This window comes from Staphylococcus sp. AS1337, from assembly GCF_051408735.1.
GTDB lineage: Bacteria > Bacillota > Bacilli > Staphylococcales > Staphylococcaceae > Staphylococcus > Staphylococcus xylosus_B.
In genome coordinates this window covers 18,754-40,575 of the sequence record NZ_JBOIHZ010000005.1, presented here as the reverse complement: position 1 = coordinate 40,575, position 21,822 = coordinate 18,754, and the positions used below count along the sequence as shown (strand labels likewise).

Here is a 21,822-nt window from a genome sequence, read left to right as displayed (position 1 = left end):
TGTTCTTGTAATATAATATATCGTTTCCCAGTATAAAGAACTCACAACTGATAGCTAATTGATACAGGTAACTATGTTATGATAAGGAAAATAATACAGAAGATGAATTTTTCATATGGCTAAGGTAACACAGTGCCAAAGTTGTGGAATGCCTATAGATAAAAAAGCCCCTGCAGTAATAGAAAGTGACGGTTCAACATCAGAAAAATACTGTCATCATTGTTATCAAAATGGTTCATTTACTATGGATCTTGGATTTGATGATATGTACGAGTATAATCTAAAAAGATTTCAAGAATCAAACATGAATAAAATACAAAAATTCTTTTTAAACAAACAAAATGTATACTAAAAAATTTATGGCCAAGTTAGATCGCTGGAAATAACACACGCTAGTAGCATGCAAAAGTACAAAATCAATTGAATTATTTAAGCCACTTTCACACAATTGCTCTCAAGTTAAAAACAAGTATAAGCACACATAGTCGATTCAGTCTTATTTAATATTATTTTATAAAATTCTCATACTATTAGATGTTTTGTTTTAAACACTCCCTTTGTTTAGGCTTTTATAGTTAAATAATATATTAGTAGTGTTACTAAAAAACCCCTTTTACGTAGAGCTAATATTGTTCAATTTTAAATAACTTAGCTCATAATTTTTTCAAATTTAAAGAACTCAAATTCTTTTTTCATGCCATTCACATCAAACATTTCTTTATAAAATCCTGTGATATGAAAATTGCATTTATTTATGTAGAAATGGATATTACGCTTTTCAAAATAAGGTGTATGTAATTCTCAAACTTTAGTTTCTGGAAAATGATTTTCAATCGCTTTCCAAACTTTAGTTCCAATCCCTTGGCCATGTGCATTGTCATTAATATATAATGTATCGACATGACTTCTTTTATTTTCTTTATCAATTTCAAAGATAGCGCCACCAATATTCCCACCATTTAAATAAAAATAATAAATATGAGGATTATCTGAATAAAAAGATTCATTATATTCTTGTTCTGATGGGACTGGTGCAAAATTTTCTGGGTGTTCTTGTTCTGGGAAAGTTGCTTGGAGACCTTTCAAAAATGATAATGAAGATTGTTTTTTGAAAGCTTCGAATTCATCCTTTTTAACGCATATTAATTGTATCTCATCAAATCTTTGGTCTGTCACTATTTATTACTCCCCTCAAAAAAGAAAAATCTATTAGTTCATTTCATTTTTTATTTTCAAAATAAAAAACACGAAATGATACGCAATTTTAACAACATTTAAAGATAAATGCTATTAATTTAGTATCACTTCGTGCTTTTATTATTTTTAAATAGTGATTTCAATGATTAAATTTAACCGATTGAACCTTCCATTTCAAATTTAATTAAACGGTTCATCTCTACCGCGTATTCCATTGGTAATTCTTTTGTAAATGGTTCAATGAAGCCCATTACAATCATTTCAGTCGCTTCTTCTTCAGAAATACCACGACTCATCAAGTAGAATAATTGTTCCTCAGATACTTTAGAAACTTTCGCTTCGTGTTCTAAAGAAATATTATCGTTAAATACTTCGTTATATGGAATCGTGTCTGAAGTAGATTCATTATCTAAGATTAAAGTATCACATTCAATATTTGAACGTGCGCCCTTAGCTTTACGTCCAAAGTGAACAATACCGCGATAAACAACTTTACCGCCATCTTTAGAAATAGATTTAGAAACAATTGTTGAAGAAGTGTTTGGCGCTTTATGAATCATCTTAGCACCAGCATCTTGTACTTGTCCTTTACCTGCAAATGCAATAGATAAAGTACTACCTTTGGCACCTTCACCCATCAATACACAGTTAGGATATTTCATCGTTAATTTAGAACCTAAGTTACCGTCAACCCATTCCATGTTACCATTCTCATGAACTAACGTACGTTTTGTAACTAAGTTATAAACGTTGTTTGCCCAGTTTTGAATTGTTGTGTAACGAACATGTGCGTCTTTATGAACGATGATTTCAACTACTGCTGAGTGTAGAGAGCTTGTTGAGTAAACAGGAGCTGTACAACCTTCAACATAGTTAACAGATGCGCCTTCATCAGCGATGATTAATGTACGTTCAAATTGTCCCATATTTTCAGAGTTAATACGGAAATATGCTTGTAATGGTGTATCTAATTTAATGTTTTTAGGTATATAAATGAATGAACCACCGGACCAAACAGCTGAGTTTAATGCTGAGAACTTGTTGTCAGCTGCAGGTACAACTGTTGAGAAATATTGTCTGAATAACTCTTCGTTTTCTCTTAATGCACTATCTGTATCTTTAAAGATAATTCCTTTATCTTCAAGTTCTTTTTCCATATTATGGTAAACAACTTCAGATTCATATTGTGCAGAAACACCAGCAAGGTATTTTTGTTCTGCTTCAGGAATACCTAATTTATCAAACGTACGTTTGATTTCTTCAGGTACTTCATCCCATGAACGTTCTGTATTTTCAGATGGTTTAACATAGTAAGTGATATCATCAAAGTCCAATTCAGATAAGTCTCCACCCCATTGTGGCATTGGCATTTTGTAGAATTGTTTTAATGATTTCAATCTATAGTTAAGCATCCATTCTGGTTCATCTTTCATGCTTGAGATTTCACGGACAATATTTTCCGTCAAACCACGTTCTGATCTAAAAATGGAAACATCTTCGTCATGGAAACCATATTGATAATCCCCAACATCAGGTGCTTTTTTAGCCATTTAAATCACTCCTTTTATATATTAAAAACGACTTACGTGCAAAATCATTTGTGTATTACTTTTTATATGCTGTTAAATAGGCAATGTATTAAACCTTTAACTACATTAGATATCATGTTGTAATCCCTAGTTTGAATGGAATTTTACACATTGTCAATGCATCAACTTCAGTTTAATCTTACTCTTCAGTATTGCCTTCTTTTTCAACTGTACCCTTTTCGAGTGCTTTCCATGCTAATGTGGCACATTTAATACGCGCAGGGAATTGAGCGACGCCTTGTAGGGCTTCAATATCGCCCATATCTTCGCTAATTTCATAGTCTTCACCAAGCATCATTTTAGAAAATTCTTGACTCATTTTCATAGCATCTGCTAATGAATGACCTTTTACCGCTTCAGTCATCATTGAAGCACTAGACATGGAAATTGAACAACCTTCCCCATCAAATTTAGCATCTTTTATGAAACCATCTTCAATATCAAACGTAAGATGAATGCGGTCACCACACGTTGGATTGTTCATGTCGACGGTCATGGAACCATTATCTAAAGTGCCTTTATTTCTTGGACTTTTATAATGATCCATAATCACTGAACGATACAATTGATTTAAATTATTAAAATTCATATGAGAAAAACTCCTTCGTCTGTTTCAACGCTTCGACGAGTTGGTCAATATCTTCTTTCGTGTTATAAATATAAAAACTTGCGCGTGCTGTAGAAGATTGATTCAACCACTTCATAAGTGGTTGTGCACAATGATGTCCGGCTCTTACGGCCACACCTTCAGTATCTACCGCAGTTGCTACATCATGCGCATGAACATCAGTCATATTGAATGTAATAACACCAGCGCGTCTTTCTTTCGCAGGTCCATAAATTTCAATACCCTCTATCTCTGACATCTTGTCGTAAGCGTACTGTGTTAATGCTGTTTCATGTTGTTGGATCTCTTCGAAACCTAAGTTTTCAATATATCTTACAGCTTCAGCTAAGCCAATTGCTTGAGCTATTAATGGTGTACCAGCTTCAAATTTAGTAGGTAAGTCAGCCCATGAAGCTTCATATTTGCCTACAAAATCAATCATATCTCCGCCGAATTCAATTGGTTCCATTTTATTAAGTAACTCGCGTTTACCATATAAAACACCAATACCTGTTGGACCAAGCATTTTATGACCACTAAAGCTGTAAAAATCAACATCTAATTCTTGCATATCCAATGCCATGTGAGGCGCTGCTTGTGCACCATCCACGCTAATGATTGCGCCATGTTCATGTGCAACTTCTGTTATAGCTTTTATATCATTAATTGTGCCAAGTACGTTGGATACATGTGCTATAGCTACAATTTTTGTATTATCATTAATTGTAGCTTTTACATCTTCAATCGCTAACTCCCCATCTTCAGTCATTGGGATAAATTTTAATGATGCATTTTTTCGCTTAGCCAATTGTTGCCATGGCACGATATTAGCATGATGTTCCATTTCAGTGACTACAATCTCATCACCTTCTACAATGTTAGCATCACCATAACTATGAGCGACAATATTTATTGATGCTGTTGTACCTCTAGTGAAAATGACTTCTTCAAAGTATTTTGCATTAATAAAACGTCTCACTGTCTCACGAGCACTTTCATAACCATCTGTCGCTAATGATCCTAATGTGTGTACACCACGATGTACATTTGAATTATAACGTTTATAATAATCAGCCATTGCATCAATAACTTGCACGGGTGTCTGACTAGTAGCAGTTGTATCTAAATAAGCCAAGCGATTGCCATTAACTTGTTGATTGAGAATTGGAAAATCTTTTATAATTTCAGTAACATTTAAAGTATCAGTCAAATTACTCACAGGCCTTCCTTTATTAAAAATCAATATGCAGACCTTAGCAAAGGTTCAGTCACAATTGATAGATCGTTATACTATCTTTGTCGCTACGGTCAAAATTGGACTTCCCGCTTTAATTACTATTGTCTTAACTTCAATTTTAAGTCTATTTATTTACTTTTAATTCAATTACTTCACGTAATTGACGTTTAACATCTTCAATTGGTAGTTCACGAACTACTGGATCTAAGAAACCATGAATAACTAGGCGCTCTGCTTCTTGACGAGAAATACCACGACTCATTAAGTAGTATAATTGCTCTGGGTCTACACGGCCAACTGAAGCTGCGTGTCCTGCTTCTACGTCATCTTCATCAATTAATAAAATTGGGTTAGCATCTCCACGAGCATTTTCAGATAACATCAATACACGAGATTCTTGGTTAGCATTTGATTTAGCGCCACCATGTTTGATGTGTCCAATGCCATTAAATACTGTTGAGGCACTTTCAAGCATAACACCATGTTTTAAAATATAGCCATTTGTTTCTTTACCATATTGCACAATTTTTGATGTTAAATTAACTTTTTGGCTACCTGTACCAACAACAACAGATTTTAATTCACTTTCTGAACGGTCACCAATTAAGTTTGTTGTATTATCAATAATCTGGCTACCTTCATTCATAAGTCCAAGTGCCCAATTAATTGTAGCATCTGCTTGAGTAATACCACGGCGGATAATATGACCAGTAAAGCCTTTATCTAAATAATCTACAGAACCATAAGTAATTTTTGAGTTTGCTCCAGCATTTACTTCTGAAATGATATTCAATTGGCTACCTTCACCACTAGCATTTGATAGATAGTTTTCAACATATGTCACTTCTGCACTTTCCTCTGTACTAATAATGACATGATTGTAGAAACTTGCTTGTTCATCGTCATGTAAGACAACATATTGAATTGGGTGTTCTACAACTACATTTTTAGGTACATATACAAATACGCCACCGTTTAATAATGCTGTGTGTAATGCTGTTAATCTGTGTTCATCAACAGTAACAGTTTCATTCATGAAATATTGTTTTACTAAATCTGGATGATTAACTAATGCCTCAGATAAACCTTCAACAATAACGCCATCATTTTTTGCAGAATCAGAAACTTTAGTAAAAGCCAATGTATTATTATGTTGAATAATCAAATTCTCAGAATTATCTATATCGATAATATCTTTTACTGCTTCTGGTAATTCTTCTAACGTATGATATACGTTACCTGTTGTTTCGTGTTGCTTAAATGAGTCAAAATCCCATCTGTTAATTTTTGTTTTATCTGGTTTTGGCATTTCTAAAGTTTCAGTTAATTTTAACGCTTCTTTACGTAATTCTGTTAGCCAAGTAGGTTCATTATGGGCTTGTGAATATTCAACTAGTTGCGCTTCAGAAATGTTCAAAGTTTCAGTCGTCATACTTTTTTCCTCCCATTTGATGATTGTATGATTTAATTCATCGGTATAAATCAAGACCTTAAATCTTCATCTAAATTAATATGTTTAATATGAGTTGAGACTTATTCTGTAGCACCATACTCTTCTTTAACCCATTCGTAACCTTCTTCTTCAAGACGCTTAGCTAATTCTGGACCACCAGAAGTAACTACTTTACCACCATACATAACGTGAACATGATCAGGCGTAATGTAATTTAATAGACGTTGATAGTGCGTGATAATTAATGAGCCAAATTCGTCTCCACGCATTTGGTTGATCCCTTTAGAAACAACTTTTAATGCATCAATATCTAAACCTGAGTCAATTTCATCTAAAATTGCGAATTTTGGTTCTAACATCATTAATTGAAGAATTTCATTACGTTTCTTCTCACCGCCAGAGAAACCTTCATTTAAGTAACGTTGTGCCATATCTTGATCGATATCTAAGTAACCCATTTCTTTATCAAGTTTTTTGATAAATTGCATTAAATTAATTTCTTCACCTTCTTCACGTTTAGCATTTATTGCTGAACGCATGAAGTCTGCATTTGTTACGCCAGTGATTTCTGATGGATATTGCATTGCTAAGAAAAGACCAGCTTTTGCACGTTCGTCAACTTCTAATTCTAAGATATTAACGCCGTCTAAGATTACTTCCCCTTTTGTTACTTCAAAGCTTGGGTGGCCCATGATTGCTGATGATAATGTTGATTTACCAGTACCATTTGGTCCCATAACTGCGTGTATTTCACCTGTGTTAATTGTTAAATTAACACCCTTTAGAATCTCTTTATCTTCTATAGACACATGTAGGTCTTTAATTTCTAATGTTGATGGCATACATATTCCCTCCGTATTATATGATATGTTTTTCCTATCTAGTTTATAATAATTTTAATCTACAGTCAAAAGACTGAGCACTTGTTACATCATCTAATTATAACGTAGTTATATATGAATATAAACCTTTTCTAGTGCTAAATTAAAATCGTTATTAAAACACAATGATTTTTGATAATAATACTATGGTTTCTGTAAATGATAAAAGTATCCTTAATGTTCTCAATACATTAAATGCTCTTTTTTATATTAATTCGCATTATAAATATGGTATCTACATCATTTTGTTTCTTTGTGTTTATAATATTGTATTTCACTTTTTTATGCTAATATCATTACTACATTATTAAAAAAGGAGAAAGATATGTCAAAAATTAAATGGTCTAATTTATGGAAAGGTTTTGCAATGGGTACGACTGATTTAGTCCCCGGAGTAAGCGGTGGAACAATTGCACTGTTACTAGGCATCTATGATGATTTCATACGTTCCATTAGCGGTATTTTTTCAAAACGATTTTGGGTAAGTCTGAAATTCTTAATCCCTATTGGTCTGGGTATGGTTATCGCAATCGGAGTATTAAGTAAACTCATTAATTACTTACTTAGTACACACACAGTACCAACAATGTTCTTTTTTGTTGGACTTATCGGAGGTATTATTCCTTACCTATTGAAAACGTCTAAATTCAAACAAACGTTTAGTATACAGCATTATATATTATTGTTACTAGGCATCGTTATTATAGTAGTTATTACATTACTCAATAATGGAGATAAGCACGCTGGTGAAACTTTAACATTAAATTCTGGTTTAATAATCAAATATTTTATAGCAGGTATGTGTGCTTCTAGTGCCATGTTATTACCTGGTATATCAGGTTCATTCATGTTACTCGTCTTTGGAGTTTATGGCACAGTAATGTTTGCTATTTCAGAATTTATGTCATTAAACTTTGCGACAATACCTGTTTTATTAACTGTAGGTTTTGGTATTATTTGCGGATTTTTATTCTCAAGTAAATTAATTCAGTATTTACTATCCTATTATACTTTTCTCACATATGCTCTTATTATAGGTTTTGTAGTTGGCTCACTTTACGCAGTGTTCCCAGGTCTACCTGGCACATTTATAACTTGGATTATTTCAATCATCACACTGATATTAGGATTTGTTATTAGTTATAAACTAGGAAAAATTACAGCAGATGACTAATTATTTTTAATTTGTATCATATTTATCTACAAATTAAATTAAGAGTTATTCAATTGATCGTTCGAACAACTAATTTCACATAAAGTAATTCTTTACACTAGCTATGAACTCGTACTTTTTATATAATAGTATACTAATCAGAAATGATTGAATAAAAATATATCGGAGGAATTAATTAATTTTTGGGAACCTTTATTAGTTTAATTATATTTATTTTATTATTGGTGTTAACCGCATTCTTTGTGGCGACAGAATTCGCAATCGTTAAAGTTCGAACATCTAGGATTAACTCACTGGCGAACGGAGACAATAAAAAAGCGATTGCCGCACAAAAAGTAGTTTCACACTTAGATGAATATTTAGCTGCTTGTCAACTTGGCATTACGATTACAGCTTTAGGTATTGGTATGGTCGGTGAATCTACCTTTGAGTTTTTATTACATCCTATTTTTAGTAGTTTAGGTCTTTCAGAAACAATGATTCATATATTCACATTAATTAGTGCGTTTGTAATTGCAACTTATTTACACGTGGTTGTCGGTGAAATGGCACCTAAAACAATTGCAATTCAAAAAGCCGAACAAATCACATTGCTAATCGCTAAGCCAATTATCATGTTTTACAAATTATTTTATCCATTTATTTACATTCTTAACGGCTCGGCAAGATTAATTTTAAAAATGTTTGGTATGCAACCTGCTAAAGAAAGTGAATTATATCATTCAGAAGAAGAATTAAAACTATTAATTAAAGAAAGCCATGAAGGTGGAGAAATTTCTGAAAATGAGTTAACACACATTAATCGTGCTTTCGCGTTTGATGAAATGAAAATTGCAGACGGGTACTTGCCACTTGAAAAAGTCTCAGTTGTTGATATCAATAGTAATATTGATGAAACTAAAGCATATGTAAGTAATGCAAACTACACAAGATTTCCTGTAATTAAAGACAACACTACACAAATTGTAGGTTATATACATGCAAAAGATCTATTAAGTAATGATATAAATTCGCTTAAGGATATTACTCATAGTATTCTTAAAATCAAATTAAATTCAAAATATCATCAAGTCTTAGAACAAATGAAATCACACCAAATTCATATAGCTCTAGTGGAAGACGAACAACAAAGTCCACTTGGTATTATCACAATGGAAAATATCTTAGAAAACATTGTCGGCGATATTAAAGACGAATACGATCAATCTTAATAATCAAATAAGTACAAATGATTCCGAGACATAATTAATGTCTCGGTTTTTTATGTATTTTACTATCAATAGTTGTTGTTAAAATTTCAACAAGAAATACTAAAATTACTGCTAAACATCTTTGTCAGTATTAGATTTATATGGCGGAATTATTATTGCAAAAATTGATTTCTGTAACTCCAGCTCATAAGAAGTTTTATTCAATTTTTATCAAGTGAAGCATCATAAATAAAACCCGACACATAACTTATATACGTTTTCATCTATACTGAAATGAAAATTTATATAACATAATTGTCGGGTTTAATAATGATAAAATATCAATAGCGAAAATGATATTTCATTCATATAATATATCAATAAATAGAGCTTTAATAAGATTCATACCTCTAATTATTTTAAGCTCTCCCATTACAGTTAAAATTAACAATTTGAAACTAATAACATTAAATATTCAAAGTAACAGTAGTACCTTGGTATCTAACTTAGCAAATATATTAATTAAAACTTAATTATATTTTACACCTTATAATTGTTCAATTCAAACTTAACTACTAGGAAATACTTTATTACTTTTTCTGTTAGTATTAATTCTAAATATTAATTAATTTCGACCTACTTTTTAAAATTCTTATCAAACCAAAGTAAATAGACGATAGCACCAACTGGTACCCCGACCAATGGCGTTGTAACCAAACTTACAACAAACATACAGGCAATAATCGTCAATACATCATTAGTACGCCATTTTTTGTTTAATAAGTAATTCCACATTTCTTTTAGACTCATTTCAATCCACTCCTTAATATTTAAAAGTAATTTATTAAATAAGATGCGTTTTAATAAAATCACTAATTTAACTTTAAAATTTTCATTTCAAGATATTTGTAGTTATCATTTAAAATTCAATGCACTGATTCATTCACATTTTAAATTAGATAACTGTGCTAATTGTAAAATTAAGCTATTAAAAAATTATCTATAATCTGGAAATAGCTCGAGTATCAAAAACGGCATCTATTCACTATTGTTGGTAATCCTAGGAATAGAGATTTAAAAAATGCAACCAATAACGGGGAGACATTGGTTGCTACTACACACTCTTATTATACCAAACCAAGACAAATTCTACTAATTGCATACATCATTATACACAATCAATTAATGACCTTTATGCTTTTCTTTTGCTTTGTATTTCTTGATTTTTCTTTTTCTCTCTTTGAAAGCATCTTTTTTGGCTTTATTTCGCTTCTTACTTTGTTTCTTTTTTAACTCTTGTTCTTCTTTTAAGGCTAATTGTGCTCTAGTCAAATCTTCAGGCATTTTTTGTTCTTTAGATATTTGCCTTTGTAGCCTCTTAGTATTAACTTTTTGCTTTCGTTTTTTAGTTCTAACACTAGTTTGAGTGTTTTCTATCAATATTAGCAAATAGTTCTCAATAAAACAGAGAATTTCTCCATCGTCTGGCTCTGCTCCAAAAGTGTATTTGGCAAACTTGGATTTATTTCCAACCTTATATTCAACTATACCTATAAAAAATTGCCCATCATGAAATATAGATAGCTCCACGCTACCCCTCCTCTTAATTAATCAGAAATGATGGACGACCTGAGGAGGAAGGTTACTGACAAATAATTTCATTTGCATTGGGACTACCAACCCAATTGCGCTTTTACATTTCTATATACAATATAACTTAACTCCATTTTGATTTAAAGCAATGATCTAACATTAAATAAACCCACTCCTCGTATCAGAGGTAGTGGGTTGCATAATGCTACTTAAATCCTTTTCGCTTAATTTGTCTAAACGTAAAAATACCAAAGATTATAATAAATAGCCCTTGAGTGCATCTTATTAATGTTTAACTAAAATCTATCACTCCAACATTTAATGTTTCTCCTATAACTGGTATAACTATATTAAACGCTAGTAAGAATAAAGTAATTCCTACTAAAACTTGTTGTGATTTAGGCGTAAAAACGCTCCTATTTATAAATTATAGTATGACTGCAACAAATGTTGCTGCAACTCCATCTGCTGCCACTTTATTTAATCCAGCATTTTTTTGCAAATAATCACTTATGACTACTGTTGCTTTTTTCTGAGATTGTGCAAGCATGTTAACTAAATTGGTTACCGATTTGTAATGTAATGCTACAAGCTCTTGACCAGAAGTAGTTTCTATTTTTTTATCATTTTATCCCAGCCTTTTTGGCCAACCTTTTTCATTACAGCTCTTATACCTTCTGCTGCTACTTTTGCAGCTATTGTTGCTTTACCACGTTCTTCTGAAGCTAGCTATGTTATTCTTTAATTCTTGTTTAACTGATGGGTCTTTAAAGTCACTCTCTAGTATTTCATTAATTGCTTTAATCCAAGCTTCTTTATACTTAATATACTCTTCTTTTACTTGTTGGTCATTACTTTTCTCTGTAGTAGCTGCTTTCACTTGCGCTGAACTCATTGTTAAAGGTTGTAATAATATCGTACTTGCTAAAAAATACAGTGCTAAATTTCAAAAATTTGTTTTTCAAACCTATACCCCCTGTTTTTTTAGTTCTTCGCAACCATATTGTACATAATCTTTTGTTTATTTTCCTTTTATTTCCTATATGTATAAATTGAGTTCCTAAATGTCTAATTTAAATAATTGAATGTAACAGTAATAAAACACCCACCAGAACTTATAATGATGGCCGGAAGTTAGAAACCATATTTAATTTAAATAACCTATTAATATTAATAAATATTTGATAGCGTAATATTAGTTATATAAACAATCTTTATTAAATGGAGGCACATATGCTTAAAATTCAAGATGGTACTTATATAAAAAGAACATTAAGATTTTTAGCTACAACATTATTGATTTTCATAATCACTTTTATTCTGACCATTATATTTAGCCCCTCTATAAAAACCTTTAAAAGTGCTACAAATGGTACACCTAATACTCTAGAAAAAGCACAAGGATTGCAAAAAGTTTGAGAATATATACTAAATAATGGCTTTAAAGTACCTTTACAAATGCTAATATTAACCATACTTCCAATTCCTTTTCTATATTATTTGAATATCATAACTACAACAGTACCACTGGGTATAGCATTCGGCATTGTACTTAATTTTGACTTATATAAAGGGAGTATGATGATTGTAGCTTCTACGCCTCACTTCATCATAGAAATATTAGGTTTTTGCTTCATAGCTAGTGCCTTATTTAAAGTCAATCAATCTATCATTAGAAAAATAAGTAACATTTTTAGAAAAAATAAAAACAAAACCTATCTATCAAATTATCAACACTTAATTTACTAAAAATTCATTTTTTTATTTCTTTACATTTAATTGTAATAGCAGTCTTTATGGAAACTTATTTAGCAGAACTTTTATTAAATTTATTAACATAATAATAAGCCCATTCTCATTGATAGTGGGCTTTCTTCTAATCCTCCAATGGAACATCATCTATAATTTTAGTTCTGTTCGGGTACTTCTTATCCATTTCATCTTCTGATTCATCATCCCATCCCTCAACATTAATGAATATAGGTATTTCTACCGAAATTTCTTTCTTATCAGTAAATAAAGTATGATATTTACCAAGTAGATCACGCGCTTTTAAACGATCACTTATCTTAATAGGTACTTCTACCATCTCAACACTCTCATTATAAATAATATTGTACTTGCCTGTGTCTGGATTCTTAACATATTTACCACGTTTTATTCTCACGTTACAGAACAAATGGACAGAGATGATGAACAAACTTGAACAAGTATATTTAGGTTAATGCGTCCAAGATGGGCGTATTCTTATGCTTATATCCGATAATTTTCACACACTGCCCTTTTTATTCCCTTTTTCTATTTTTCAGACACAAAAATAACCCTCTAACCATCACAGTTAAAGGGCTTATTTGTATATTTCGCTGTTATTTAGCTGGTACTACCGCACCATCATATTTTTTATTGATTTCATCTTTAATTTCTTTAGATTGTAATACTTCCATCAATGCTTTGATTTTTTTATCATCTTTATGTCCTTCTTTAACAGCAATTAAATTGGCATAAGGATTGTCTTTAGCTTTCTCTAATACAATAGAATCATCTTTAGGACTTAATTTTTGATCGATTGCAAAATTAGAGTTGATAATTACAGCATCAGCATCTTCATTTTGATAAATTTTCGGTAAGTATTCTGCAGATTGTTTATTATTAAATTTGATATCCTTTTTGTTTTCTACGATATCATCAAATTTAGCATCTTCAATCTTCACGCCATCTTTTATTTTAATTAATCCTGCATCTTGGAAGAATTTTAAGAAACGGCCTTCTTCAGCTGGATTATTAGAAACATAAACTGTGGCACCTTTTGGTAAATCTTTTAGACTCTTATACTTTTTAGAATAAACAGCCATTGGTTCTAAATGAACATTACCTGCTGATTCTACTTTATATCCTTTATCTTTTTTCTCAGTTTTTAAGTAAGGTGTATGTTGGAAAAAGTTTGCGTCTAATTCACCTTTATCTAATAATTTATTCGGTGTTGTATAATCATTGATTGTTTTAATTTTCAAATCATAGCCTTTATCTTTCAATAATGGTTTGGCTTTTTCTAAAATTTCAGCATGAGGAGCTGGAGAAGCACCTACTGTAATTTTTTTATCTTCACTACCTCCACTATTCCCACAGGCTGCTAAAACAAGCGCTAATACAAGTACAGAAGCTAAACTAAATAATTTTTTCATATAAAAAGTCCCCCTTTTTAAGATTATCTCTTATCAATTTTATTAGTAGCCCAATCACCAATAAATTGAATGATGAACACAATAATAAGGATTAAAATTGTTGAAACAAAAATAACGTCATTTTGATTTCTAGTGAAACCTGTTAAATAAGCTAGGTTACCTAAACCGCCTGCACCAATAACACCGGCCACTGCAGTAGAACCTACTAAAGCAATCGCTGTAACAGTAATACCTGAAATTAACGCTGGCATTGCTTCAGGTAAAAGTACTTTTTTGACTACTGTCCAAGTATTAGCTCCCATTGACCAAGCCGCTTCAATAACACCTTTATCAATTTCTTTAAATGCAATTTCTACAAGTCTGGCATAAAATGGTGCTGCACTTATGATTAAAGCAGGTAATGCCCCCGTTGGACCACTAATCGTGCCTAACACTAAACTTGTAAATGGAATTAATAAAAGTATTAAAATAATAAATGGTATCGCTCTAAACAAGTTAACTATAAATGAAACAACGCTATAGAAAACTCTTGCTATAGGTGATTTACTTTTAGCTGATAAAAATAGTAATACACCTAATATTAAACCTAATACAAAGGCAAAAATTGTCGAAATAACTGTCATATAAATTGTTTCATATGTCGCTAACCAAACTTCATCCCAGCTGACGTTTGGCATTGTAAACATCTCGCGGAGGATGTCACTCAATGAATTACCCATGTCTTAACACCTCCACTGAAACATGTTGCGCTTCTAAGTCGTTTTTGAACTTTTCGAATTTTTCTGAATTTACATTGCTCAATTGAATCACTAAGAATCCAAGCGAACCATCTTTTGTATGTTTAATATTAGCTTCTAATATGTTCACATCGATATTATGCGTTTTTGTTATGTATGACACTAGGGGTTGCGTGGCATTATTCCCTGTGAAATTCAAACGTACAACATAATCATCTTTATTAAGTGATACTAAGTCACTAATAGATTCGTCAAAATCATCATTTAAATCATCTTTAACAAAACGTTTTGTAACTGCATGTTGTGGATTTTCAAAGACTGTGGAAACTTGACCTTGTTCAATCACACGACCGTTTTCCATAACAGCTACTTCATCACATATACGTCTAATAACATGCATTTCATGTGTGATAATCACGATTGTTAAATTTCTTTCTTCTTTAATTTTCAATAATAATTCTAAAATTTCATCTGTTGTTTGAGGATCCAACGCACTTGTCGCTTCATCACAAAGCAATACAGTTGGTTCATTTGCTAACGCTCGCGCAATACCGACACGTTGTTTTTGACCACCTGATAGCTCTGAAGGATATGCACTTTCTCTACCTTTCAGTCCAACAAGTTCTACTAATTCTTTTGCCCGTTGTTTTGCTTCACGGCGAGGCACTCCTGCTATTTCCAATGGAAATGTAATATTATTTAATACAGTACGAGACCATAGTAAATTAAAATGTTGAAATATCATGCTCACTTTTTGACGTTTTTTTCTTAACTGTGATTTTGATAGCTTACCAATTGTATCTCCATCGATAATGACGTCTCCTGAAGTTGGTTGTTCGAGGTTATTTAGAAGTCTAATTAAAGTACTTTTCCCCGCACCTGAAAAACCAACTACTCCAAAAATCGAGCCTGATTGAATACTTAAATCAACATGATCTACCGCCAGTACGTCCTGTTTTTTCGTTTTGTACTTTTTGACTATTTGATTTAACTCAATCATTCTGTTTCCTCCTTGTGTTGCTAATCCTTCAATTAAAAAATGCTTCCCCTATGTTCACCGAAGTATAGAGAAAGCAAAATAGCTTCTCTCATCTTCTAAAGTTTTAAAACTTTATGTGAATTGGCACCATTTCTTTTAAAGACGGTTGCCGGGCTTCAAAGGGCACATCCCTCCACCTCTCGTGATAAGAGTTTCATTATTTAATTATTTTTAATCCTACCATTGTACTAATATTTCGTCAATAACTATTTTAAATTTTCTAACAGATAAGGCACCGATTGAAATGCATAAATCCTTTTTTGCTCTTCGCCTTTTGACATTACTAATAAAACTGGTACAGATTGAATTTCATACGATTGGCTAAAATCAGGATGAAAGTTTAAGTCCATTTTTATTGTAGGTAATTGTAAGATATCGTTAGCAATATCCAGCATTCGTTCAGAAACCTTACATGTTCCACATGTTGGTGTATACCCAAAGATAAGATACTTATCTTCATTTATATATTTATTGACGTCAACGCGTTGCTCACTTGTTACATTCATGTTAATAAACTTACCCTCTCAGCTATATAATCCAATTTTGCTTTCGCCACCCTTTCCTCATCCTTTACTATAAAACCATGTTTTTCTAATACTCTAGATAGATATGGTTTAGGACAACGGGCAACTTCACAATATTGTTTATCTACCCTTATATGTCTACTTTCACTTAAATAGCGTTTGAACCATTTTCGTATTCTTTCACCTTCATCATCCGAATCTACAAGAATATACACTTGTTTGTCATATAGAGTATCGATCATTTCATCTAATTTATCCACACCCATTGTACCATTTGTGCAGATAATTTCTATAGGTTGATCAATCACTTGTTTGACACGCTTCTTGTCTGACTTTCCTTCGACAACAATTGCTTGGTTCAGTATCGTCATGACATCCACCCTCTAAATGTTGATAGTAAATCTTTCTACTTAGTTCTTCACAATCCGTGATGACAATAAACATAATTTACATAGTTAAAATATTTCTTATTATAATAAAATAATTTATCATTTTTTAAAGTTGAGGTGAACTCGTTAGACTTATAAAATCACTAACTCTCCAATAGCCTCAATGATAAGAAAAAACTCCAAGATAGTTATATCATGGAGTTAAGTGTTATGTTATTCGCCAATCATTTCTGAATATTGTTCAGCAGTTAATAATTCATCTAATTGACTTTCATCACTTAGTTCAACTTTAACCATCCAAGCTTTTTCGTAAGGTGATTCATTTACGAATTCTGGGCTATCTTCTAACTCATCGTTAGATTCAACTACTTTACCTGATACAGGTGCATATAGTTCTGAAACAGTTTTTACGGATTCAACACTACCAAAAGTGTCGCCTTCATTAATTTCGTCATCAACTTCTGGTAATTCAACGAATACGATATCGCCAAGTTCACCTTGAGCATATTCAGTGATACCAATTGTTACTGTATTACTTTCAACTTTTACCCATTCATGTTCTTTAGAATATTTTAATTCACTCGGTACTGCCACGAGAATCCCCTCCTAAATGATTTTACATATTAATGATGCCATATGCATACCATACAATCAACTATTTCTTAGCATATTAATATTATTATAATCTTTTCATAACAATAGATGAAGCGTTTACAAACACAACTTATAATTTCAACTTTTAGAGATGGCTCTATTTAAAGAGATGGCTCTATCTCCAAAAGAGGAATTAAGATAACCATGTTTCCTTATATTGATCTTCTTTGAAACCAACTGTAACTTTGTCTCCAGAAATAGCTAATGGTCTTTTGACCAACATACCATTAGTTGATAATAAATCTAACTTTTCATCATCAGTAAGGTCCTTCATTTTGTCTTTAAGACCTAATTCACGATATTTAGCACCGTGCGTATTAAAGAGTTTATTTATATCGATATCTGTCGCCTCTAAAATTTCTTTAAACTCGTTTTTAGTGGGCGTATGTTGTACTATATCGATTGGTTCAAAGCTCACACCGTAGTCTTGTAAAAATTTTGCTGCTTTTTTACAAGTAGTACAATTAGGATATTGGTAAAATTTTATCATTATTCTGTACCTCCTATAACTAGTTAACATTAATATATCAAATTTATTGCCAAAACGCTCTAATTAATAAGCTGATTTTTTTTATAACTTCAAAATGTCCGTTATAATAAGCTTAATTATATTTTTAAAAAGGAGAAAATTATGAAACCTATTAATACAAATGATGCATTTAAAGAAACTGTACAGAGTGATAACCCTGTCATTGTAAAATTCGAAGCTGGCTGGTGCCCTGACTGTAAAGCAATGGATATGTGGATTGACCCTATCCAAGAAAAATATAATAATTACGACTGGTTTACAGTCAATCGTGACGAGCTTGAAGATGTTGCAGCTGACAACGATGTGATGGGCATACCAAGCTTACTAGTATTTAAAAACGGAGAAAAATTAGCTCACTTACACTCAGCTAATGCGAAATCACCAGAACAAGTAGAAGCATTTTTAGCTGAAACATTTAAATAATTGATTAATAAATGAGATATTTCATCTCATTTTATGGGCTGGGAGAAATTAATTGTCCCAGCCTTAATCATTGTAATGACAGCATTTTAAAGAGCCACTCCTTTAAAGAGCCACTTCTCAATTTATTGAGTTAGTGGTTCTTATGCATGAGCGTAAGCTATTGTAATCAGTTTTAAGTTAGTGTGATATATTCATGAATATGAATTTCAGCTCAGATAAAGCTCCTGTTAGCATTAGTCATCTTTATCGAAATATAATGACGCAACTTTTTAATATTTGAGTATATAATTATAAAAATTAAGAATGAGCAATCAAAGTCAAATTTCACTTTTGATTTTGATTGCCCATTCTTAAAATAACTTTAAAACTTTTCTATTACTTGATCAGTATGACGCTTTCTATGTGGCATTTCATCCTGTAAATCTGTGAGATACAAGAAACCTACAAGTTGTTCATCATCTTTTACATTAAATATCGATCTTATTTCAGGGGTAAATATATATGCCGGTGATTTCCAACATGTGCCAATACCCGCTTCATGTAATAATAGCATTAAGTTTTGTGCGAAAGCCCCAAATGCCATATTATTCTCTAAATCTTCTCGTTGTCTTGGGTCTCTTTTTAGAATTAAGGCAAGCATGCCACCAAGATTTGTAACAGTGTTATAATGATTTTCTTGTTTTTTATCTAAATTAGGGAATGCGACCTCTGAGAGTTGTTTACTCATAGAACCCAAGCGATCTTTAGCAATATGAACCACTCTCCAAGGCTCTCTCATGCCATGATTAGGGGCATCTGTCGCTTGCTGTATCGCTTGATATAGAGCATTATCATCTATAGTCATGTCTCTTTTAAAAACCTTAATACTTCTACGATGTGCAATTGCATCTTGTAGTTCCATTGATTATCGCCCTTTCGTTAGTGATAATTATTTTCAATTATAAATCAGGCGACCACTATTTTCAAACTACTCATATAATTTAATTTGTTGCTTTAACTTTTCAACATGGATTTGACCAGGTGCTTTTGGATCGTCTAAGCAACCATATGAAACTGAGCCTCCAAACAATCCCTGAGCAGTTCTTGAAATTAATCCAAGCTTAGACATCGCTATACCAACAACTTGTTGTGAAACTGTGTCTGCAGTCTCAGACATTGCATTTAATAGATTTAGAACATCTTGTTTATCATGAGGCATAACTGCTACTTTTAAATAATCTGGTTCAAGCTGATGCATTTTATAATATAAACGTTTTAATACTTCCAATTTAGGTGTTTTCTTAAAGTTATGCTGTGATAATACAACTTCTATATTTTCACTATGAGCTGATTTTATCAAGGTTTGATATTTTTCTATAGGCATCCCTTCTTCATATTCAATATCTATCATATCAACATAATCTAATGGGATTATTTTCTCTAGCACATTTAAGTATTTATCATTTGCTAATTGACCTTCTCCACCTTGAATCTTTGTTCGATATGTTACTAACAATTTTTTATTTAAATTTAGATTATATATGTCTTTAGCAATTTTTGCTACAGATGCTTCATCAAAATTTAACCACTGATCAATTCTTAGTTCTATAATATCTATGGAGTCTTGATATTGTTTTAAATCCTCAATTGTATGTTGTGCAAGTTCATGTTTGGGTGCAATTGTAACAGCTATATCAACTTTGGCCATGTTTAAACTTCCTTTTATTAGTAATATTGAAATTATTGTATAACAATTTCTAAAAATAATACAATTAAAAAACATATAAATTACTCAGTGAAATGATTTAAATAATTTTTCTTGGGTAAACATGAATTAGAAGTTTTTAAGGAGGTCATAAAATGGCAGTAAATTATGAAACGAAAGCAACAAATACAGGTGGACGTAATGGTCACGTTCAAACTGACGATAAAGCAATTGATGTAGCAATTGTACCACCGGCTCAAGCTGATGCTGAAAAAGGCACAAACCCAGAGCAATTGTTTGCAGCAGGTTATGCTTCATGTTTTAATGGCGCATTTGATTTAATCTTAAAACAAAACAAAGTGAGAGGCGCTGAGCCAGAAGTTACTTTGACAGTACGTTTAGAAGATGACCCAGAGGCTGAAAGTCCTAAATTAAGTGTCTCAATTGATGCAAAAGTAAAAAATGTATTATCTCAAGAAGAAGCTGAGAAATATTTACAAGATGCACACGAATTTTGTCCATACTCAAAAGCTACACGTGGCAACATCGATGTCGACTTAAATGTAGCAGTTATTGACTAATATATTCCCCCGAAAAGTTCTTAATTGAAACTTTTCGGGGAGTTTTTTTGTCTTTTTATTCCTGGTGTACAATCTAGATGTTTTAGTACTTAATGAATATTTAATTAATTTTCCCCTTCATCTTTATTGTGAGATAAGATGTAAGTAATCAACACTGCAAAAGAAATCAGGATTAGCACTACCAGTGAAACTATAATAGTTATTAAAGCTCCCACAATTTATGCCTCCATTCACATTTATGCATATTGATATATTATACCATAATTATCATATCTATATTATTTGCTTAAATTATTTATTAATATTAATTATAAAGTTTATAAAAAATAATTCTTTTTCATAATGAATTGAAAATACTCACATATTTTTGCAAAAAATTAAAGATAGTATTGCTCAAATAAATTATTTCCTTTAATATTATAATTAAATTGGCAAACGAGAACTATTTATCCATTTTAAAAAATACTTTGCAGAGGTTAGGAGGCATTTAATGACTCAAATTCGCTATTTAACAACTGAAGATTTTTCTAATTATAAATCCTTGTTACTACAAGGTATTAATAAAGAACTCGAAGTATTAGCCTGGAAATTACAAAATGAGAAATGCTTAAATGATACAGATTTACACAAGGTACTATCCTCAGACTCAACAGATTGTATCGTTCTTGGAGCTTTTGAACAGGATATACTTATTGGCGCTGTTACACTAATTCATCATCAAACCTATAGCTTGTCTCATAAAGCAACCTTAGAAAATATGTGCATTAAAAATGTAGATCAAAATTCTAAAGAAGAAATTTCAAAAATGCTTATGCGCCAGATATTTGAAATTTGTAATGAAAAAGAAATTGAAATATTGATGACTTCACTTATTTCAAATAACATTAGTGGTAAAGTCTTTTTTAGTAACTTAAATTTTGAAACACTTGTGTTGGAACAGCATGCTAGAAAATACGATAATTATTACGTAGATGAGCACTGGCTTATTTATTATTTTGATGGAAATGACAGTGACTTATTTGTTTAATAGCTATAATTGCTAAATCGTTGTCACAGGGCAACTCCCCCCTATTTCATAATTAATTTTAAATGAAAGTTGATAAATTGTTTTTTATTTCAAAGTACCTAATTAATATGAGCCTAATCTACTAATCTTAAA

26 protein-coding genes, 1 pseudogene and 1 riboswitch are annotated in these 21,822 nt (G+C 31.6%); of the genes and pseudogenes, 7 read left to right on the top strand and 20 right to left on the bottom strand.

Going from position 1 to position 21,822, the window contains the following annotated elements; translation table 11 throughout:
- Window positions 1-115: 115 nt before the first annotated feature.
- Window positions 116-352 (top strand): zinc ribbon domain-containing protein, encoded by a 237-nt coding sequence (locus ACSUE0_RS09450; protein WP_436957118.1) that lies wholly within the window; start codon window positions 116-118, stop codon window positions 350-352.
- A 449-nt stretch (window positions 353-801) separates the two neighbouring features.
- Here the strand turns inward: ACSUE0_RS09450 and ACSUE0_RS09445 are convergent, their stop codons facing one another.
- The 6 genes from ACSUE0_RS09445 to sufC all read right to left on the bottom strand — a co-directional run bounded on the left by ACSUE0_RS09445 (window position 802) and on the right by sufC (window position 6,925).
- Window positions 802-1,176, bottom strand: coding sequence for a GNAT family N-acetyltransferase (locus ACSUE0_RS09445; protein ID WP_436957116.1), 375 nt, complete (start codon window positions 1,174-1,176; stop codon window positions 802-804).
- 173 nt (window positions 1,177-1,349) lie between these two features.
- A complete protein-coding gene (gene sufB, locus ACSUE0_RS09440; RefSeq protein ID WP_119614644.1) occupies window positions 1,350-2,747 on the bottom strand; it encodes a Fe-S cluster assembly protein SufB in 1,398 nt (465 codons plus the stop codon).
- Between the two features lie 178 nt (window positions 2,748-2,925).
- Window positions 2,926-3,375, bottom strand: coding sequence for a Fe-S cluster assembly sulfur transfer protein SufU (gene sufU / locus ACSUE0_RS09435; RefSeq protein ID WP_017722381.1), 450 nt, complete (start codon window positions 3,373-3,375; stop codon window positions 2,926-2,928).
- Window positions 3,365-4,603, bottom strand: coding sequence for a cysteine desulfurase (locus tag ACSUE0_RS09430; protein ID WP_430459422.1), 1,239 nt, complete (start codon window positions 4,601-4,603; stop codon window positions 3,365-3,367). The genes sufU and ACSUE0_RS09430 overlap by 11 nt, the downstream gene beginning before the upstream one ends.
- Window positions 4,604-4,754: 151 nt before the next feature.
- Window positions 4,755-6,062 (bottom strand): Fe-S cluster assembly protein SufD, encoded by a 1,308-nt coding sequence (gene sufD / locus ACSUE0_RS09425; RefSeq protein WP_119614646.1) that lies wholly within the window; start codon window positions 6,060-6,062, stop codon window positions 4,755-4,757.
- Window positions 6,063-6,163: 101 nt separating this feature from the next.
- Entirely contained in the window at window positions 6,164-6,925 is a 762-nt protein-coding gene (gene sufC, locus ACSUE0_RS09420; protein WP_119614647.1) for a Fe-S cluster assembly ATPase SufC, read from the bottom strand.
- A 364-nt stretch (window positions 6,926-7,289) separates the two neighbouring features.
- On the opposite strand from sufC, the gene ACSUE0_RS09415 reads away from it, so the two are divergent.
- Together ACSUE0_RS09415 and ACSUE0_RS09410 are read left to right on the top strand one after the other, a co-directional pair.
- Window positions 7,290-8,138 (top strand): DUF368 domain-containing protein, encoded by an 849-nt coding sequence (locus tag ACSUE0_RS09415; protein ID WP_436957113.1) that lies wholly within the window; start codon window positions 7,290-7,292, stop codon window positions 8,136-8,138.
- A gap of 182 nt (window positions 8,139-8,320) precedes the next feature.
- Window positions 8,321-9,349, top strand: coding sequence for a hemolysin family protein (locus tag ACSUE0_RS09410; RefSeq protein ID WP_436957111.1), 1,029 nt, complete (start codon window positions 8,321-8,323; stop codon window positions 9,347-9,349).
- A 615-nt stretch (window positions 9,350-9,964) separates the two neighbouring features.
- Here the strand turns inward: ACSUE0_RS09410 and ACSUE0_RS09405 are convergent.
- From ACSUE0_RS09405 to ACSUE0_RS09390, 4 genes are all read right to left on the bottom strand, one after another.
- Window positions 9,965-10,138, bottom strand: coding sequence for a VraH family peptide resistance protein (locus ACSUE0_RS09405; RefSeq protein WP_017722387.1), 174 nt, complete (start codon window positions 10,136-10,138; stop codon window positions 9,965-9,967).
- Between the two features lie 372 nt (window positions 10,139-10,510).
- Complete coding sequence (locus tag ACSUE0_RS09400; RefSeq protein WP_119614663.1) at window positions 10,511-10,918, bottom strand: YjdF family protein; 408 nt, start codon at window positions 10,916-10,918, stop codon at window positions 10,511-10,513.
- A gap of 430 nt (window positions 10,919-11,348) precedes the next feature.
- Window positions 11,349-11,471 (bottom strand): hypothetical protein, encoded by a 123-nt coding sequence (locus ACSUE0_RS09395; RefSeq protein ID WP_259338077.1) that lies wholly within the window; start codon window positions 11,469-11,471, stop codon window positions 11,349-11,351.
- Between the two features lie 156 nt (window positions 11,472-11,627).
- Window positions 11,628-11,816 carry a hypothetical protein gene (locus ACSUE0_RS09390; protein WP_436957108.1) on the bottom strand — a complete coding sequence of 63 codons (189 nt, stop codon included), beginning with the start codon at window positions 11,814-11,816 and terminating at the stop codon, window positions 11,628-11,630.
- 338 nt (window positions 11,817-12,154) lie between these two features.
- On the opposite strand from ACSUE0_RS09390, the gene ACSUE0_RS09385 reads away from it, so the two are divergent.
- Window positions 12,155-12,340, top strand: coding sequence for a hypothetical protein (locus tag ACSUE0_RS09385; protein ID WP_436957106.1), 186 nt, complete (start codon window positions 12,155-12,157; stop codon window positions 12,338-12,340).
- A gap of 457 nt (window positions 12,341-12,797) precedes the next feature.
- On the opposite strand, the pseudogene ACSUE0_RS09380 reads toward ACSUE0_RS09385, so the two are convergent.
- The 8 genes and pseudogenes from ACSUE0_RS09380 to ACSUE0_RS09345 form a co-directional block, all read right to left on the bottom strand.
- Window positions 12,798-13,088 (bottom strand): annotated as a pseudogene (locus ACSUE0_RS09380) (terminase small subunit); the annotation flags it as partial.
- A gap of 199 nt (window positions 13,089-13,287) precedes the next feature.
- The gene (locus tag ACSUE0_RS09375; protein WP_039068731.1) at window positions 13,288-14,103 is read right to left on the bottom strand and encodes a MetQ/NlpA family ABC transporter substrate-binding protein; all 816 of its coding nucleotides are present in this window, start codon (window positions 14,101-14,103) and stop codon (window positions 13,288-13,290) included.
- 23 nt (window positions 14,104-14,126) lie between these two features.
- Entirely contained in the window at window positions 14,127-14,822 is a 696-nt protein-coding gene (locus ACSUE0_RS09370) for a methionine ABC transporter permease (RefSeq protein ID WP_119614666.1), read from the bottom strand.
- Window positions 14,815-15,840, bottom strand: coding sequence for a methionine ABC transporter ATP-binding protein (locus tag ACSUE0_RS09365; protein ID WP_436957103.1), 1,026 nt, complete (start codon window positions 15,838-15,840; stop codon window positions 14,815-14,817). Before ACSUE0_RS09365 ends, ACSUE0_RS09370 begins: the two co-directional genes overlap by 8 nt.
- A gap of 85 nt (window positions 15,841-15,925) precedes the next feature.
- Window positions 15,926-16,031, bottom strand: a riboswitch (SAM riboswitch).
- A gap of 54 nt (window positions 16,032-16,085) precedes the next feature.
- Window positions 16,086-16,385 carry a thioredoxin family protein gene (locus ACSUE0_RS09360; RefSeq protein WP_107531683.1) on the bottom strand — a complete coding sequence of 100 codons (300 nt, stop codon included), beginning with the start codon at window positions 16,383-16,385 and terminating at the stop codon, window positions 16,086-16,088.
- Window positions 16,382-16,774 (bottom strand): toprim domain-containing protein, encoded by a 393-nt coding sequence (locus ACSUE0_RS09355; protein WP_119614668.1) that lies wholly within the window; start codon window positions 16,772-16,774, stop codon window positions 16,382-16,384. The genes ACSUE0_RS09360 and ACSUE0_RS09355 overlap by 4 nt, the downstream gene beginning before the upstream one ends.
- 231 nt (window positions 16,775-17,005) lie before the next feature.
- Window positions 17,006-17,386, bottom strand: a complete 381-nt coding sequence (gene gcvH / locus ACSUE0_RS09350; protein WP_119614669.1) for a glycine cleavage system protein GcvH — start codon at window positions 17,384-17,386, stop codon at window positions 17,006-17,008.
- 193 nt (window positions 17,387-17,579) lie between these two features.
- Window positions 17,580-17,936: an arsenate reductase family protein gene (locus ACSUE0_RS09345; protein ID WP_119614670.1), complete on the bottom strand. Its 357-nt coding sequence runs from the start codon at window positions 17,934-17,936 to the stop codon at window positions 17,580-17,582.
- 141 nt (window positions 17,937-18,077) lie between these two features.
- Between ACSUE0_RS09345 and ACSUE0_RS09340 the strand changes: the two genes are divergently transcribed.
- Complete coding sequence (locus ACSUE0_RS09340) at window positions 18,078-18,398, top strand: thioredoxin family protein (protein WP_119614671.1); 321 nt, start codon at window positions 18,078-18,080, stop codon at window positions 18,396-18,398.
- A gap of 361 nt (window positions 18,399-18,759) precedes the next feature.
- On the opposite strand, the gene ACSUE0_RS09335 is transcribed toward ACSUE0_RS09340, so the two are convergent.
- On the bottom strand, window positions 18,760-19,299 hold the full coding sequence (locus ACSUE0_RS09335; protein ID WP_436957099.1) for a nitroreductase family protein: 540 nt from the start codon (window positions 19,297-19,299) through the stop codon (window positions 18,760-18,762).
- Window positions 19,300-19,365: 66 nt separating this feature from the next.
- Window positions 19,366-20,085, bottom strand: a complete 720-nt coding sequence (gene aroD, locus ACSUE0_RS09330) for a type I 3-dehydroquinate dehydratase (protein ID WP_436957097.1) — start codon at window positions 20,083-20,085, stop codon at window positions 19,366-19,368.
- 152 nt (window positions 20,086-20,237) lie between these two features.
- Here aroD and ACSUE0_RS09325 point away from each other — a divergent pair, with 152 nt between their 5' ends.
- Entirely contained in the window at window positions 20,238-20,663 is a 426-nt protein-coding gene (locus tag ACSUE0_RS09325) for an organic hydroperoxide resistance protein (protein WP_017722398.1), read from the top strand.
- 490 nt (window positions 20,664-21,153) lie between these two features.
- Complete coding sequence (locus tag ACSUE0_RS09320) at window positions 21,154-21,690, top strand: GNAT family N-acetyltransferase (RefSeq protein ID WP_119614674.1); 537 nt, start codon at window positions 21,154-21,156, stop codon at window positions 21,688-21,690.
- The last annotated feature ends 132 nt before the right edge of the window (window positions 21,691-21,822 follow it).

What these genes read in the sequence shown, in the direction of transcription:
- ACSUE0_RS09450 (WP_436957118.1), top strand. Translation starts at nt 116, where the DNA reads ATGGCTAAGGTAACACAGTGCCAAAGTTGTGGAATGCCTATAGATAAA.
- sufB (WP_119614644.1), bottom strand. Translation starts at nt 2,747, where the DNA reads ATGGCTAAAAAAGCACCTGATGTTGGGGATTATCAATATGGTTTCCAT.
- sufU (WP_017722381.1), bottom strand. Translation starts at nt 3,375, where the DNA reads ATGAATTTTAATAATTTAAATCAATTGTATCGTTCAGTGATTATGGAT.
- sufD (WP_119614646.1), bottom strand. Translation starts at nt 6,062, where the DNA reads ATGACGACTGAAACTTTGAACATTTCTGAAGCGCAACTAGTTGAATAT.
- sufC (WP_119614647.1), bottom strand. Translation starts at nt 6,925, where the DNA reads ATGCCATCAACATTAGAAATTAAAGACCTACATGTGTCTATAGAAGAT.
- ACSUE0_RS09415 (WP_436957113.1), top strand. Translation starts at nt 7,290, where the DNA reads ATGTCAAAAATTAAATGGTCTAATTTATGGAAAGGTTTTGCAATGGGT.
- ACSUE0_RS09405 (WP_017722387.1), bottom strand. Translation starts at nt 10,138, where the DNA reads ATGAGTCTAAAAGAAATGTGGAATTACTTATTAAACAAAAAATGGCGT.
- ACSUE0_RS09395 (WP_259338077.1), bottom strand. Translation starts at nt 11,471, where the DNA reads ATGCTTGCACAATCTCAGAAAAAAGCAACAGTAGTCATAAGTGATTAT.
- ACSUE0_RS09390 (WP_436957108.1), bottom strand. Translation starts at nt 11,816, where the DNA reads ATGAGTTCAGCGCAAGTGAAAGCAGCTACTACAGAGAAAAGTAATGAC.
- ACSUE0_RS09385 (WP_436957106.1), top strand. Translation starts at nt 12,155, where the DNA reads ATGCTTAAAATTCAAGATGGTACTTATATAAAAAGAACATTAAGATTT.
- ACSUE0_RS09375 (WP_039068731.1), bottom strand. Translation starts at nt 14,103, where the DNA reads ATGAAAAAATTATTTAGTTTAGCTTCTGTACTTGTATTAGCGCTTGTT.
- ACSUE0_RS09370 (WP_119614666.1), bottom strand. Translation starts at nt 14,822, where the DNA reads ATGGGTAATTCATTGAGTGACATCCTCCGCGAGATGTTTACAATGCCA.
- ACSUE0_RS09365 (WP_436957103.1), bottom strand. Translation starts at nt 15,840, where the DNA reads ATGATTGAGTTAAATCAAATAGTCAAAAAGTACAAAACGAAAAAACAG.
- ACSUE0_RS09360 (WP_107531683.1), bottom strand. Translation starts at nt 16,385, where the DNA reads ATGAATGTAACAAGTGAGCAACGCGTTGACGTCAATAAATATATAAAT.
- ACSUE0_RS09355 (WP_119614668.1), bottom strand. Translation starts at nt 16,774, where the DNA reads ATGACGATACTGAACCAAGCAATTGTTGTCGAAGGAAAGTCAGACAAG.
- ACSUE0_RS09345 (WP_119614670.1), bottom strand. Translation starts at nt 17,936, where the DNA reads ATGATAAAATTTTACCAATATCCTAATTGTACTACTTGTAAAAAAGCA.
- ACSUE0_RS09340 (WP_119614671.1), top strand. Translation starts at nt 18,078, where the DNA reads ATGAAACCTATTAATACAAATGATGCATTTAAAGAAACTGTACAGAGT.
- ACSUE0_RS09335 (WP_436957099.1), bottom strand. Translation starts at nt 19,299, where the DNA reads ATGGAACTACAAGATGCAATTGCACATCGTAGAAGTATTAAGGTTTTT.
- aroD (WP_436957097.1), bottom strand. Translation starts at nt 20,085, where the DNA reads ATGGCCAAAGTTGATATAGCTGTTACAATTGCACCCAAACATGAACTT.
- ACSUE0_RS09325 (WP_017722398.1), top strand. Translation starts at nt 20,238, where the DNA reads ATGGCAGTAAATTATGAAACGAAAGCAACAAATACAGGTGGACGTAAT.
- ACSUE0_RS09320 (WP_119614674.1), top strand. Translation starts at nt 21,154, where the DNA reads ATGACTCAAATTCGCTATTTAACAACTGAAGATTTTTCTAATTATAAA.